Annotated in this window: 10 protein-coding genes; 3 read left to right on the top strand and 7 right to left on the bottom strand. The window is 53.4% G+C overall.

Annotated elements, in window-relative coordinates; all coding sequences use genetic code 11:
• Positions 1–105: 105 nt before the first annotated feature.
• The gene (locus tag FOV68_RS20645) at positions 106–1,137 is read right to left on the bottom strand and encodes an alpha/beta hydrolase (protein WP_143991518.1); all 1,032 of its coding nucleotides are present in this window, start codon (positions 1,135–1,137) and stop codon (positions 106–108) included.
• Between the two features lie 539 nt (positions 1,138–1,676).
• On the opposite strand from FOV68_RS20645, the gene FOV68_RS20640 reads away from it, so the two are divergent.
• Positions 1,677–2,273, top strand: coding sequence for an amidohydrolase family protein (locus FOV68_RS20640; protein WP_143991464.1), 597 nt, complete (start codon positions 1,677–1,679; stop codon positions 2,271–2,273).
• A gap of 372 nt (positions 2,274–2,645) precedes the next feature.
• On the opposite strand, the gene FOV68_RS20635 is transcribed toward FOV68_RS20640, so the two are convergent.
• Complete coding sequence (locus tag FOV68_RS20635) at positions 2,646–3,683, bottom strand: tyrosine-type recombinase/integrase (protein ID WP_064703442.1); 1,038 nt, start codon at positions 3,681–3,683, stop codon at positions 2,646–2,648.
• A 948-nt stretch (positions 3,684–4,631) separates the two neighbouring features.
• On the opposite strand from FOV68_RS20635, the gene FOV68_RS20630 reads away from it, so the two are divergent.
• Complete coding sequence (locus tag FOV68_RS20630; protein WP_143991463.1) at positions 4,632–5,102, top strand: SgcJ/EcaC family oxidoreductase; 471 nt, start codon at positions 4,632–4,634, stop codon at positions 5,100–5,102.
• A 299-nt stretch (positions 5,103–5,401) separates the two neighbouring features.
• Here FOV68_RS20630 and FOV68_RS20625 read toward each other — a convergent pair whose 3' ends face one another.
• From FOV68_RS20625 to ssuD, 5 genes are all read right to left on the bottom strand, one after another.
• Positions 5,402–6,619, bottom strand: coding sequence for a monooxygenase (locus tag FOV68_RS20625; protein ID WP_143991462.1), 1,218 nt, complete (start codon positions 6,617–6,619; stop codon positions 5,402–5,404).
• A complete protein-coding gene (locus FOV68_RS20620; RefSeq protein ID WP_143991461.1) occupies positions 6,612–8,072 on the bottom strand; it encodes an MFS transporter in 1,461 nt (486 codons plus the stop codon). The genes FOV68_RS20625 and FOV68_RS20620 overlap by 8 nt, the downstream gene beginning before the upstream one ends.
• Positions 8,073–8,430: 358 nt before the next feature.
• On the bottom strand, positions 8,431–9,840 hold the full coding sequence (locus FOV68_RS20615) for an LLM class flavin-dependent oxidoreductase (protein WP_143790127.1): 1,410 nt from the start codon (positions 9,838–9,840) through the stop codon (positions 8,431–8,433).
• A 68-nt stretch (positions 9,841–9,908) separates the two neighbouring features.
• Positions 9,909–11,321, bottom strand: coding sequence for an FAD/NAD(P)-binding protein (locus FOV68_RS20610; RefSeq protein ID WP_143991460.1), 1,413 nt, complete (start codon positions 11,319–11,321; stop codon positions 9,909–9,911).
• A gap of 19 nt (positions 11,322–11,340) precedes the next feature.
• Positions 11,341–12,513: an FMNH2-dependent alkanesulfonate monooxygenase gene (gene ssuD / locus FOV68_RS20605; protein ID WP_083070619.1), complete on the bottom strand. Its 1,173-nt coding sequence runs from the start codon at positions 12,511–12,513 to the stop codon at positions 11,341–11,343.
• A 274-nt stretch (positions 12,514–12,787) separates the two neighbouring features.
• On the opposite strand from ssuD, the gene FOV68_RS20600 reads away from it, so the two are divergent.
• Positions 12,788–14,677, top strand: coding sequence for a sigma-54-dependent Fis family transcriptional regulator (locus tag FOV68_RS20600; RefSeq protein WP_143991459.1), 1,890 nt, complete (start codon positions 12,788–12,790; stop codon positions 14,675–14,677).
• Positions 14,678–14,706 lie beyond the last annotated feature (29 nt).

The raw sequence follows: 14,706 nt of genomic DNA, 5'->3' as shown, positions 1-14,706 counted from the left end.
GGATGATACGTTACACGGACCTGCAGCAGTCGAGTGAGTTAATAAGCGCCAAATGAGTGCTTTCTTGTCTGCACAGGTTAACAGGCAAGAAAGCATCTCATTAAGTTAAAGGCTGGCGTCAGGATCTGCCGCTGATGGATTCTGTGATTTCACCGGTCCGCCCAGCGCCTGGCGGAACCAGTGGGTAACTTTGGTGATTACCTCAGGTTGATACCAGCGGTAATCACCATGCTCAGCCCCTTCAATTAATACGTATTCAGCACGGTCACCCGCTTTTTTAAGGGCGTTATAAAGATTCGCACTCTGCTCCGGAGAGACCAGAGTATCGTTGCTGCCGTGCATAATTAAAAATGGCGGTTTAACGCCTTTCAGGTGACCAACCGGACTTGCGTAAAGCGCTTTCTCGGGCTCGTCGGTCACTGATGCCCCGGCGAAATCGCGGAAAGCGGCACCATTAACCAGCAGAGCTTCAGTTACGGCAGGGGATTGATGCACTTTTTGTATTGCATCGGGAAAGCCTTCGCCGATGCTCCGTAGATCGGAAATGCCATACAACGTGGCCACCGCCTGAACATCTGAAGACTGGTCAGGGAAATCGCCTTTATCAAACGTTTTATCCCCATTAGTAGTCCCCATCATCTGGGCGAGCCATCCCCCAGCCGAATCGCCCAGAACCCCTATACGCGCCGGATCGATGCCATACTCTGAGGCATGCTGGCGCAGATATCGGACTGCGGCTTTGGCATCTAAAACTGGTGCCGGAAAAATATCAGGAATAGTGCGGTATTCTGCAGCAGCAACTACAAAACCGGCTTCCGCTAACGCCAGCCGCATTGAAATAAATTTGTCACGTTCCGATGTCAGGAAACCACCGCCGGGAAAATAGACGATCGCTGGTTTCAATTCATTGGTGCGGGGAACCAGCAGTGACCTATGCAATTGCCTGACAGAGCGCGTGCTTTTTACCTGGCGGTAAACCACATCTCCGATATTGTCGATCTGGTCCTGACTGCTGTTAACCTGGATAATCTCTGCACCCTGAGCGTAGCCTGGCAGCTGATCCTGAGCGGATGCGATGGTTGTAGTAGCGACTGAAAGCATAACAACTCCCGACATTAAGAGGGGCCAGTTTCCCATATTTTTGTCCTGTAATGATATAAATGTTAATGCGTTGTCCGGTATGAGTATGACAATAAAGGCTGCAACTCTGTAAACCCGGACCATAATGTAAACGATTTAATATTGACACACTTAAGCAGCTGAAATTCAAACTTCAGACAACATTGACTGACACACTGATAAGACAGCAGCAAAAAGGATTAATTTCAGAAGTTAAATGATCTTTTCAGATTAATAATTTCATCGTATTTTTGGTATCTTCACCCTACCTCATTTCACCTATTATTCCCGCCCTGAAAAGAGTGATACGGATTTTTTAAAAAAGTAAATGGAGTAGTAAATGAAACTTGAGTTTATAGCATTGTTGTCTCTTTTCTCTTTTTTACGCAGCAGCAGAAACGGTTGGATATTGGGCGGAGATCATCTACTTTAAAGCCGACCCAGCAAAAGATAAAGAAGCAGCCGCCCATTACAAAGGCAGCTATCTTATTGTTAAATATGTATATATTTTAAATTCGGGTGATTATACGACACTGAAAGATCAGCCGGTCGACAGCATGATTGACTACAGCGGGAAAATTATTACGCCTGGACTCGTTGACACTCATGTTCATTATCCTCAAATCACCATGATCAGTGAATATGGCGAACAGCTTATTGGCTGGCTCAATACCTACACGTTTCCAACAGAAATAAAATACAGCAATCACGCGTACGCTTCACAGGAAGCGTCTGTCTTCCTTGATCAGTTGGTAAAAAATGGCACAACCACGGCACTGGTGTTTGCAACCCGTTCGCCAGTCTCAGTTGATGCATTTTTTGAGCAGGCGTTAAAACGTAATATGCGTATGATCAGCGGTAAAGTCCTGATGGATAGAAATGCACTCGCTGAATTACTGGATACACCGCAATCAGCCTATGATGAGAGCAAAGCGCTGATTGAAAAATGGCAGCACAAAGGCCGTCTTGATTATGCCGTTACGCCACGTTTCGCGCCTACCTCCACTGACAATGAACTCACTATAGCTGGAAAATTGCTTAAAGAATTTCCGGACGTTTATCTGCATACCCATTTAGCTGAGAACAGCCAGGATTTTCGTCGTCCTCGACCCTCAGGCTGGACAGGTTCTCACCGGACGCAACAAAGAAACTAAGAGCATCGAAGAGCTGCTGTTTGGTATGGAAATGTCAGGGGACGATCGAACTGTTACACACACGTATGTGATGGGAACCAAAATGAAGTAGGGTTCGTGTAATTTTAATTCTCCTGCTGCAGTTCACTGAGCGCCAGAGCAGGGTTCACTGCCGGGCGCAGCAACTCACTCATAATTGCCGACGTGCTCTGTTTATCATGACAGAAACGCCGCAGTTGGTATGGCAGTAAGAATAAATCAATTAAATCAGCCGGATGAACGCTGTGGATACCCGCCGCAGCGATAATCCGTACCGGCTTACACACAGGCTGTCCACTTTTTCTGTGGATAACTTCAGCCTGAAAAAGGGCTTTATTCTCTTTTCAGGAGCCATCAGCCAGGATAATCAGGGTCACTATATTGCTCCATAAACTCCACCATGGCACCTTTGTGTGCATCCACATGGCGGATATAGCGCATCAGTGTTTCTGGTTTTTTCCAGGTGCCTTCCTGCATGATCCTGGCAATCGGATAGCCTTTATCTGCCATATCCTGCGCAGCTCCCACCCTGGCGCTGTGGCCACTCCAGCCGGTGTAGCGATTTTTGTTGGCCTTTACTGCGCCCACTTTTCCGGCAGTACGCCATGCACGGCTAAAAATCTGTTCCAGTGACCTTGTGCTCATCGGCTTTTCAGCAATCAGTGGCCGGCCAGACCGATGTACTGCAGTAAACAGCCAGGCATCAGGCTGGCTTGATATCCCGGACGCTTCAATCCACTCCTCCAGTCGCTGAGTCGAACGGGTGCTGAGCGCCTTAATCAATCCGCCGGTCTGCACAATAGTTTTTGTCCACGCCACATCCAGAATGATACGTCCATCGCCGGCACGCATCACATCCCGCACCCGCAATCGCGACAGTTCACTGATACGCAGTAGTGTCGCATAAGCCACATGTAAAAAAGCCAGATCGCGAAGCGCCTGAAGGTTATCAGAACCTGCCCATTCTTTATCCAGCGCCAGAAGATCAGTCAGCCTGAAGGGCACGGCCTGGCCTGCCCGCTCACCGTTGATCACGGCTACACGGTTTATCTTCTTCATCGTACGGAAAACCAGCGGAGAGACATTGGGCACCGGCAATCCGGCGTTACGGTGTAACATCGAAATTAACGCCGCGTGTGAAGTGACGGTTGAGGAGGCCCGGCCGCTTTCAGCCAGAAAAGAGAGATAGTCACGCAAATCGTCTGCACTCATCGGCAGGAAGCTGCGCTGGTTATCTTCCGACCAGCGATTGCAGATTCGCATTACGCTAAGCAGCTGTCGCCAGGTGTTAGGTGAGAAAGCCTCTTTATCCTGAACGAACTGCCGGAGCCGTTCGGTGATATCGCTATTCCGGTCAACCGTCAGAGGGGTTAACGGCACTAACTCACTCATATTTGCTCACTTATCAACCAAAGACGCCGATGATCGCGCTACGTTAATTCTGAGAACTAAGCAGGGGGATAACCGGGCAGAATTTACGTAGCGTTGTCATTTTCAAGGCGAACTTTATTGCTATCCATCTTAACCCGGCACCGTCCCTATGTCATGACTTCGTATAAGAACAATTATACGAAGTCATGATTGGGTGCAGCATCCAGCCTGGTTTTTACCGGATCGCGAGTCACTACAATCGGATGGGGCAGGGATGCATGGTGAGTACACACTGATGTTTATCGATAGGCGGAACGGCATCTGCTATCGGAACATCGGATTAAAACAGGATACTGACAAAAAAAACCTTAACGCGGGATAGTTTAAATTCTGAACCTGTTATCTGTTAAGACATCACTTAATTAAATCACGCATCCAGACGCTGATTTATTTAGCGCGGTAAACAGTGAAAATGCCAGAAAACTTTATTTAAATGAGCGCAGACAGGATTAAATAGTCAGCCTGTTGAATCTGACGCTCATAAAAAAACCCCAGATAACATTACCCAGAAGGGTTTTCCTTTGAAAACTTTTTTACTCTTAACATCACTGAAAAAATGGGCGGCACTATATTCACAGGCCTGAACTACAGACTGCTCAACTGTACTACTCACAAGCCTGACGCTATTAAAATACAGGATAAAAAACTAAATCCTGCCTTTTTGAAGATTTAAATACCTGATGGTAATTATCATCAGCTATCTTGCAATCCAGCCAGTCAAAGCGTCGATACGTATATTTATCATATTTTTGAATCAAATGAGACTGGCCATTTATTTACCGCATCGGACTCATTTTCGATAAGACAGCATGACCATATCGCAATAGCGAATTATTAGCACTTTTTATGGCGGCGTCTGGGATGTCTCACAGCACGCCGGCTTCCACCAGGGTAAAAGAGGATATTTTTATGAAAAAAACGTTATTATCATTATGCCTTTTAGGTCTCTCCTGCGCGCCTGCAATTACGCTGGCACAACAGCCCGTGACCTGTGTTAAAGCCTCCGAGCAGGATGTCGCAAGCCTGTTTAATACCTGGAATAATGCGCTGGCAACCGGCGATGCAACTAAAGTCTCTCAGTTATATGTTAGCGATGCCGTTTTACTGCCGACCATTTCAAATCAGGTACGTCTGACCGATCAGGAACGTATCGATTATTTTAAAGACTTCCTGAAAAAAGGACCGAGCGGTAAAATAGATTCCCGGACTATCAGAATCGGTTGTAATAAAGCGATTGATACCGGCGTTTATACATTTACTTTTAAAGATAGCACCCACGTCACAGCACGTTACACCTTCACTTATGTCTGGGATGGTCAGGGCTGGAAAATCTCAACTCATCACTCTTCAGCTATGCCAGAGCCTGGAAGTAAGCCTTAACAGCCACGCTGATGAAAAAAGAGCCAGTGTCATGATGTAATGCTGGCTCTTTTCCCTTTGCACAAAAGTAACCCTTCAGGCTGGCAGAAAATAACGCCCGATTGATGCTTAATAAATGATAATTAACATACGTCGCGTTTAGCGTGTTTATTTACCGCATCACGTACTGAATGACCGATATTAAATGGCCAACGCCAGTTTCCCGTCCGGATAAAATGAAAACCGTCACTATGCCATGCTGCTTCCGTTGCCGGCTGATCCATTACCACACCCAAATACCTGCCCATTAAACAGCGATTTTATATCCCATTTCCATTGCCTATCTGCCAGATGAAGGTCGGATCGCTGCCGTTCACCTCCCAGTCACCTACGTTACGTAGCTTGTAGATCACCGGATTGTGCGACGACACCGTTCGTGCATTACGCCAGTGCCGGTCGAGTGCCTTGCTGACGCGGGTATCAGATGCACCCAGCGCATTGAAGAATTCTGTTGCCGCACGCGTCACCAGCTCAACGGCCACCGCCTGTGCCTGGGCAGACTCCACTTCGGCCAGCACGTTAGCCGCATGAAGCTGCGCCTCATCTGCGCCACTCAGTTGCAGCTCAAATGCCCTCTGCAACGAGTAGGTCGCCCGGTCGACAGCGGCTTCGACTGCCCATGCCCAGCTGCTTATCTGACCCACCACCTGCAACACCTGCACATCCTGCTTCACCTGCGAAGCATTACCATGACTGTAAATGCGTTTACGCTGCGCCACGCCCTGAGCGGCATCGCGTACCACCGCCCGCCCGATGCCCGCCAGCGTGGCCAGTAAGACATGCTGATAGAATGCCGTCTGATAGCGGAAACGCTCACTGAAATCATAGACATGTGGCAGTTCAACCCGGGCCTGATGAAAGCGCGTAGTGCCGCTGCCGGTCAGCCGCTGCCCGAAACCATCCCAGTCATCATCGCGCTCCACCTCATTCTGGTGGGTGTTCACCAGGGCAATCACGTCACGGCCATTGTCAGTACGTTGAGCATAGACATCAATCCAGTCTGCATAGAGCGTGCCGGTGCTGTAGAACTTCTCACCGCTGATCCGCCATCCCATTTCATCGGGAGAAACCTGAGTATTGACCTCACCCAGCTTCACCGCGCCGATTTCACTCCAGCCGCTGCCCACCAGTTCACCGTCTACAAAGCGGCGGAACCAGCGACGCCGATCCTCGCTGGCAGGCTGGTTCAGGCGATCCTCAATAAATGCGAAGTGCGCACGCAGCGCCTGTGGCAGGTTCGAATCTGCCTCAGCCAGTTCGGTCAGCAGAGCAAATAACTGGGGCAGCGAAACCCCAAAGCCGCCTTCTTCTTTGGGGATACGCAGGATGCCGAAGCGTGCCGCTTTCAGCCAGTTGATCGGCTCATGCAATAGTGTGCGTTCGGTTTCACGGGCACTGGCCCCCTCAGCGATGCGGGCGAACAGCGGCCTGAAATGCTGAACCAGTTCGGCAAATTCGGTACGATTTAATTCAGACATGATCCACTCCTGAGTCGGGTTGTTCATCGATGTCCTGTCGGGTCGGTTCAAAACGAATGATTAACAGGAAAATAATCGGGATAAGGGCGGCCAGTGAGACAATCCAGAACATATTGGTGCCGTAACGCGCCTGCAAAATTGGCAGAATAAACAGCGCCAGCGCGCTGCCCACACCAGAGAGCGAACGACTAAAGCCGACACCGGTGGCGCGTATGTGGGTCGGGTAGGAGAGCGCCGGATAGATCATCAACTGCGCGCCGGGTCCGAATCCCTCTGCGAAGAGCCACAAACCCAGCATCAGTACCGCAAACACCACGCCAGCAGTCGCCTGCGGATGACCGATCAAAGCCAGCGAAATCAGCGCGATAAACTGCAGCGCAAATCCGGCGATTGCGACATGCCGTGAAGGGAATTTCCACGCCAGTCGCATCCCCAACAGCCCGCCGGTAAAGGCGAACAACGCATTCAGTCCCAGCGAGGCAGAGATGGTTTCAAATATACCCGCGCCGAGAAATTGCGCCAGGATAGAGGGCAGGAAGAAAGCGATGGCGGTGTATTCAAACGAAATACAGATGTTCATCACCGCACTGACGACCGTGCGCTCCAGATAAGGCTTCTGAAACAGTACGTGGAAACGCACTTTCGGCGTCGCTTTCACCGCATCGGTTTTAGCGGGCGACTCCTCATGCGCAACAATGCCGTAAGAGTCACGCAGAATACGCACCGCACCGCTCAGGTCGCCCTGATTCGCCGCCCACAGCGGTGACTCATTCATAAACTTACTGCGCACCGCAATAATCAGTAGCGCCGGTACGGCGCCAAACAGCAGCGAGGCGCGCCACAGCCAGTCGATATGTTCGGCGGGCAGCAGGAAATAAAGCGCAAAAATAATAAAGAAGCAGGCCGACGAAGCGGCATACCACATCGGGCACCAGGCTGCGAGGCGCGATGCTTTATTGCCCTTGCCGGAGAACTTAGAGAATTCTGCCAGATAGGCCATGGCAACTGGCAGATCGATCCCGACGCCGACGCCCATCAGAAAACGAGCACCAATCAACACCCAGACGTTGGGGGCCAGCCCTGCCGCAATGGCGGAGACGACAAAAAACAGCATGTCCGCCATAAACACTGAGTAACGGCCATATTTATCGGTCAGCCAGCCGCCGACCAGATTACCCACAATGGTGCCGATCATGATTGACGACGTCACCAGGCCCGTGAGTACCGGGGTTAAACCAAACTCCTTAACCACATCATCAATGCCGTAGGAGAGGGTAGTGAGATCGTAGGCATCAAGAAACACGCCGCCCAGCGCCAGGAAAACAATCCAGCGTGCATAGCTGTTTTTTTCGGTGTTACTGTTGATCAGCCGGGCCACATCACTCACCGATCGAACCGGTTGAGAGTGAGGCGGTGGCGCAGTTAAGGTGTTGTCAATTTCTAATGTACTCATCGTATCCTCGTTATTATATTCAGCAGGTAACAAGGGTTTTATATGAATTCCTGGCATAGTTAACAACCAACAAATACAGATAACTATTATAATTAATTCAATAAGATAGACTTATATTTCGCCCACACCAGACCCCGCATGAAATATAAAATTCATCCGGTAGCATTCAGCGAAATTTCGTTTATATACTGCTGAAACGGGTGAGGTTTCAGCAGCACATGGCAGACCGGTTCAGCAACGGTTAACAGCAATGACCGGTCCGGTAATGCCTGTCCATCTACCGGCGACAAGACGTACTCTTATCTCTTTGCACTTTGCTATGCGCCGGTTATTCATGCCGGACAGCCAGCCGTCTCTATTATGAAACTTCCACCCTTGCTGCTCGCTGTTCCACATCAGCACTCCGGCGATAACCGGCACCCGGATGCGGCAACGCCAGCCGCGGCCCCTGGCCAAATAACTTTTCACGCAGCGTGCCGGGCTGATACTCCTGCTTGTAGACGCCACGCTTTTGCAGTTCCGGCACCAGCAGTTCCACCACGTCAGTAAAGGTTTCGTGCGTCACGGCGTAGGCGAGGTTAAAACCATCAACGTCTGTCTCTTCAATCCAGCTTTGCAGCTCATCGGCCACCGTTTCGGCGCTGCCCACCAGCAGCGGACCAAATCCGCCAATGCCTACCCAGTCTGCCAGGCCCTGCACCGTCCATTGGCGGTTGGGATCGGCAGTAGAGAATGTCTCAACCGCCGACTGAATCGCATTGGTGTGCAGATGTTTCAGTACCTGATCCGGCTGATACTGCCCGAAATCAATACCGGTCCAGCCTGAGATCAGCGCCAGCGCGCCTTCGTAACTGACATAGCGCTTGTACTCCTGCCATTTGGCCTGCGCCGCCAGGTCGGTTTCACCCACAATGACTGTCTGCAGGTTGAAGACCAGTATGGAGCGGGGATCGCGTCCCGCTTCAGCGGCTCTCCGGCGAATATCCGCCACGGTTTTCTTCAGCAGAACTTTCGAAGGTGCCGCCACGAACACGCATTCGGCATGTTCCGCCGCAAACGCTTTACCGCGGCTGGAGGCGCCCGCCTGGTAAAGTACCGGCGTGCGCTGCGGCGAAGGTTCGCACAGATGGATGCCGGGCACCTGGAAGAATTTACCCTGATGATTAATCGGATGGATTTTATTCGGGTCGCTGAAAATATGACGTTCACGATCGCGCAGGACCGCGCCATCTTCCCAGCTTCCCTCCAGCAGCTTATAGATAACCTGCAGGTATTCATCGGCATAGTCGTAGCGCGCATCGTGGTCGGTCTGGGCCTGATGTCCGATATTACGCGCGCCGCTTTCCAGATAGGAGGTCACAATATTCCAGCCAATGCGGCCTTTGGTCAGATGATCCAGCGTCGAGATCCGCCGCGCAAACGGGTAGGGGTGCTCAAATGACAGTGACGCGGTCAGGCCAAAGCCCAGATGTTCCGTCACCAGCGCCATCGGCGTGATTAACGCCAGCGGATCGTTTACCGGCACCTGCGTGGCGTGGCGAATTGCGGCCTGGTTATTGCCGTTGAGCACGTCGTAGACCCCAAGCACGTCAGCAATAAACAGTCCATCAAACCTGCCGCGCTCCAGCAGGCGTGCTAAGTCGGTCCAGTACTCCAGATCTTTGTACTGCCAGGAACGATCCCGGGGATGCGCCCATAAGCCGGGCGATTGATGACCGACACAGTTCATATCGAAAGCATTCAGGCGAATTTCACGTTGCGATGACATAGCGACTCCTGTGCGGATGCGGCAATCGCTTGCCGCCCACCTTTAAGTGATTGTTCCGGAAGGGTGATTCAGTAGATGAGTGAGCCGGGACATCGCTCGCTGATGGGCAGCGGCATAGTGGAGAGTAGCTGCCGTGCTACGGACTCAGCGTGTTCTGCAACCTGCGGTAATCCCATGAGTTCGCCAAAGCGACCACGCGCGGCAGGCCCGGCCACAAAGAGATGAGGATTTGCATCACCCTGTGCATTCAGCGTCTGTGACAGCGCGTTAACCTGAATGCCCAGCGCCAGCGGGTCAGGCTGAATCACGCCCTCGCCGTGGAGCTGGCGCAGCAGCGCGTTGCTTTTAAGCAGTGCGTTGTGCGCTGGCCCGGTGGTGACAATCACTTTATCCACCACCCAGATTTCTGATTGCGCTCCACGCCAGCGCAGCGTCAGCTCAAGATTGTTTCCCACCGCTTCTGCCCCCATCAGACGTGCCGCCAGCAGTGACAACTGACCGCTCGCCTGCTGCTGGTTCAGAATCTGACTTACCTGTGGGGCAATCCGGTAGCGGTGAACATCCCACCAGGGGCGAAGATGGTGCAGAAAACGCTGCTGCTCATGCAATGAAAGGCTCTGCCAGATATGCTGACCATTACGGCGGATATCATCCAGCACCAGCTGCCAGGGCAGATTCAGTGCGGCCGCCTGTTTTACCTCCTGACGCACACGACGTAACCAGCCAAGTGCGCTGGCGGGCTGCGGCTGACTGTAATCCAGGGTGTAGCTCTCATCGCTGCCGCTCAGGTTGGCACGCGGCAGCTGTCCACGGCGTGAGAAGGCGGTAATCTCTCCGCGATGCTGCTGGCGATGCAGCGATGCCACCACATCGGACATGGTCAGGCCTGAACCGATAATCGCTACCCGATCGTCAGATGCGACCTGTGTCAGCGCGCCATTCTGCCAGGGATTGGCAATTAATCCCGGATGCCCCTGCAAGGGTTTCAGCAGCACAGGCAGGTCCGGCGGTGGATGGCTGATTGCCAGCACCACCTGATCAGCCCGGATCTTCTGCCCTGAGGCTGTGGTCACTACGCCATCCTGCAGCGCAACTGCGCTGTCACGCAGATGGCTGAGTTTTACCGGCGAATGCTGCTGCTGATGCACAAACTGCGCATTGACCCAGCGACCAAACTCACCACGTTGCGGGTAAACATTGCCGTCACGCCACAACGCATCCGGGTCGGCCTGAAAGGCGGGTGATGTGCGATAGTCGCGGTCAAATATGCCCTCTTCATCACCAGCAAGCTGCATTCTGGCGGCCGGCACATTGATGCGGTGGGCCGGATCGGTGGTGCCGTATGCCACCCCCTGAGCAAGCTGCGCTCGTGGTTCAATCACCGTCACGTGCAATCCTGCCTGGCCAGCCCGGGCCAGATGGATCGCCAGCGCGGTTCCGGTAAAACCACCGCCGATAATGACTATCTGCTGCTGTGACATAAGCAAGCCTTCTCTTCTGTTAACTGGCGCTGGCCTGTTTATCAGGACGACGGTCACCGCCAATGGTTTCACCAAAAGGACCGGTGTTCACGCTGCGCTGTTTCTTTTCGGCGTTGGCAGCCAGCGGTAACAGCGGCATCACCAGTTCAGCGAAGCGGTGCGCCTCTTCAAGGTGCGGATAGCCGGAGAAAATAAAGTTCTCGATCCCCAGCGCCTGATACTCCCGGATGCGATCGGCTACCTGTTGCGGACTCCCCACCAGCGCAGTACCCGCGCCGCCGCGCACCAGGCCGACGCCTGCCCAGAGATTGGGGCCAATGCGCAGGCTGTCTCGCGAGCCCTGATGCAGCGCGCTCATCCGCGCCTGTCCGGCTGAGTCCATGCGGGCAAAGATCTTCTGCGCGGCGGCAATGGTCTCTTCATCCAGATGAGAAATCAGCCGATCGGCCGCCGCCCAGGCTTCCTCTTCGGTTTCACGGACAATGACATGCAGCCGGATGCCGTAGGAGAGGCTACGGCCATTCTCCTGCGCCCGCTGACGAACCACCGCCAGTTTTTCCGCTACCTGTTCAACCGGCTCGCCCCACGTCAGATAAGTGTCGATCTGATTCGCCGCAACGTCGATAGCGGCATCAGACGAACCACCAAAATAGAGCGGTGGGCCATTTTCCTGCACCGGCGGAAAGAGGATCTCAGCGCCTTCAACGCGGATATGCTCACCCGAAAAATCGACCTTCTCGCCTTTCAGCAGGCGGGAGTAAACCTCAAGAAACTCTCTGGTCACCTGATAGCGCTCTTCATGACTCAGAAAGATGCCGTCACCTTTGTTCTCAACCGGATCGCCCCCCGTGACCACGTTAATCAATAAACGTCCGCCAGAAAGCCGATCCAGCGTGGCCGCCATACGCGCCGCCAGGCTTGGCGGTTGCAGGCCAGGACGCACGGCCACTAAATAGCGCAGCTTTTTGGTGATCGGAGCCAGTGCAGAGGCGACAAGCCAGGAATCCTCGCAGCTCTTACCGGTCGGGATTAATACACCGTAGTAGCCCAGATTATCTGCCGCCAGCGCAACCTGCTGTAAATAGGGTAAATCGACTGCTCTGCCGCCTTCGGTGGTGCCAAGATAGCGCCCATCGCCATGGGTGGGCAGAAACCAGAAGAGGTTGAGGTTTTCCTGTGTCGCATGGCTCATTAGCTGATTCCTTTATAACGATATTTGGATTTAATACATAGGCATAAATTCTTTAGTTATATAGGTGTTAGCAGGATGCATGCCACTCTGTGTATTAAAATTTATCTCATCAATTCAATAACATATTTATATTTTCTCTTGCTGAATATTGCTGCATTTGCGACAGGTAAAGTTACAGTCTGCTGCATTGGCAACAATCCGGCCCGGTTAACCTCTCGTTTCCGCGTTATCCACGCGGTATGGTCATGGCTTTCCTGTTAACCCGGTGAATAAGATGCAGATTGCCAGCCCTGAGTTGATTGACCCCGCATCGCGCGCCTTTAAAAGCGTGCTGGATCAGCTTGCACCTACCGACGCGACGGTGCTGATCATTGGTGAAACCGGCACCGGCAAAGAGGTGATGGCGCGCTATCTGCATCATCACAGCGCCCGCAGCAGACAGCCGTTTCTGGCGGTCAACTGTGGTGCCCTCACTGAGAGTCTGGCGGAGTCTGAACTCTTTGGTCATGAGAAAGGGGCATTTACCGGCGCACAGGATCGCCATCGCGGCTGGTTTGAGGCGGCAGAGGGCGGGACGCTGCTGCTGGATGAAGTCGGTGAACTGAGTGCGTCGCTGCAGGTGAAGCTGCTGCGCGTGCTGCAGGAGCGTGAGATTACCCGTGTGGGTTCCTCCAGGGCTGTAAAGGTCAATGTGCGGGTCATTGCGGCCACCAACCGCGACCTGGCGGTGGCGATCCGTGAACGGCGCTTCCGGGAAGACCTCTACTACCGGCTGAATGTGGCCAGCGTCACGCTGCCGCCGCTGCGCCAGCGCTGCGAAGATATCCCGGTGCTGGCCACTCACTTCCTGCAGCTCTATGCGCGCCGTCTGGGCCGACCTCAGTTACGTCTCAGTGAAGATGCTGTAGCCACGCTGATGGACTACAGCTGGCCGGGCAACATCCGCGAGCTGGAGAACACCCTGCATAATGCCGTCCTGCTCAGCAAAACCTCGCTGGTCACGCCGCAGCAGCTCCGGCTGAATAATCTGACGGGTAGCGAGCTGCCACCGGGAGAGGAGGCGCTGGATCAGTTTTTACGGCAGCAGATGCAGCAGAGCGAAACACCGCTCTATCCCCGGGTAATTGAGGCGCTGATAAAGAATGCGCTGGAACTCACTCAGGGCAATCAACTGCAGGCCGCCGCGCTGCTTGGCATCAGTCGTCATACGCTGCGCACCCAACTGGGCCATCTGGGAGTGATTAAACCGCGCCGCACTTCACTGCGTCAGCGCGACACTTCTCTGAATCAGCAGCCAGAACGGGAGCGGGAACTGCGCATCGGTTATCAGAAATTTGGCAACCTCGGCATCCTGAAAGTGCGCCAGTCACTGGAACAGCAGCTGGCCGATAGAGGCGTCAGCGTGCTGTGGAGTGAGTTTCCTGCGGGTCCGCAGCTTCTGCATGCGCTGAGCCAACAGGAGATCGATTTCGGCACGACCGGTGAAGTTCCCCCCTTGTTTGCGCAGGCCAGCAACAGCCCGATGGTTTATGTTGCCTGGGAACCCGCCGCGCCGCAGAGCGTGGCACTGCTGGTACCGAACAGCAGCCCGGTTCAGCAGATTGGCGATCTCAGAGGAAAACGCATCGCCGTGAATCGTGGTTCCAACGTTCACTATCTGCTGCTGCAGATTCTGGATGAAGCGGGTTTAGGGCTGGATGATGTGCGCATCGTCTATGCACCGCCCAAATATCCGCTGACGCCCAGCGATCTCAACGCAGTGGATGCCTGGATGATGTGGGATCCGCTGCTCAGCGATGCAGAGAACAGCGGACAGTTCAGGGTGATCGCTGATGGCACCGGCCGGGTCAATAATCATCAGTTTTACCTTGCCGAACGCGGGTTCGCCGCGCAGTCGGGCGATCTGCTGCAGGTTCTGCTCACCGCGCTGGAGCAGACTGGCCGCTACATCGATGCACACCGTGCTGAAGCCGCTGCGTTGCTCTCCACCGAACTCGGGATATCAGCGCCTTCACTGATGCATGCCTTAGCGCGGCGCAGTCACCAGACCCAGCGCATGAACTTAGCCATCATCCGGGAACAGCAGACCATCGCTGACCGCTTCTATGCACTGGGGCTATTGAGTCGCGCCATTCGGGTACGTGAGTCGGTCTGGCATCCATAGCGTTTTTTTCGCTAAGCATCGAACATTTG

The sequence above is a fragment of the Pantoea sp. paga genome, assembly GCF_007558755.1.
GTDB classification, from domain to species: Bacteria; Pseudomonadota; Gammaproteobacteria; order Enterobacterales; family Enterobacteriaceae; genus Pantoea; species Pantoea agglomerans.
The sequence above is the reverse complement of the archived record's forward strand: the minus strand, read 5'-3'. Positions and strand labels throughout refer to the sequence as shown.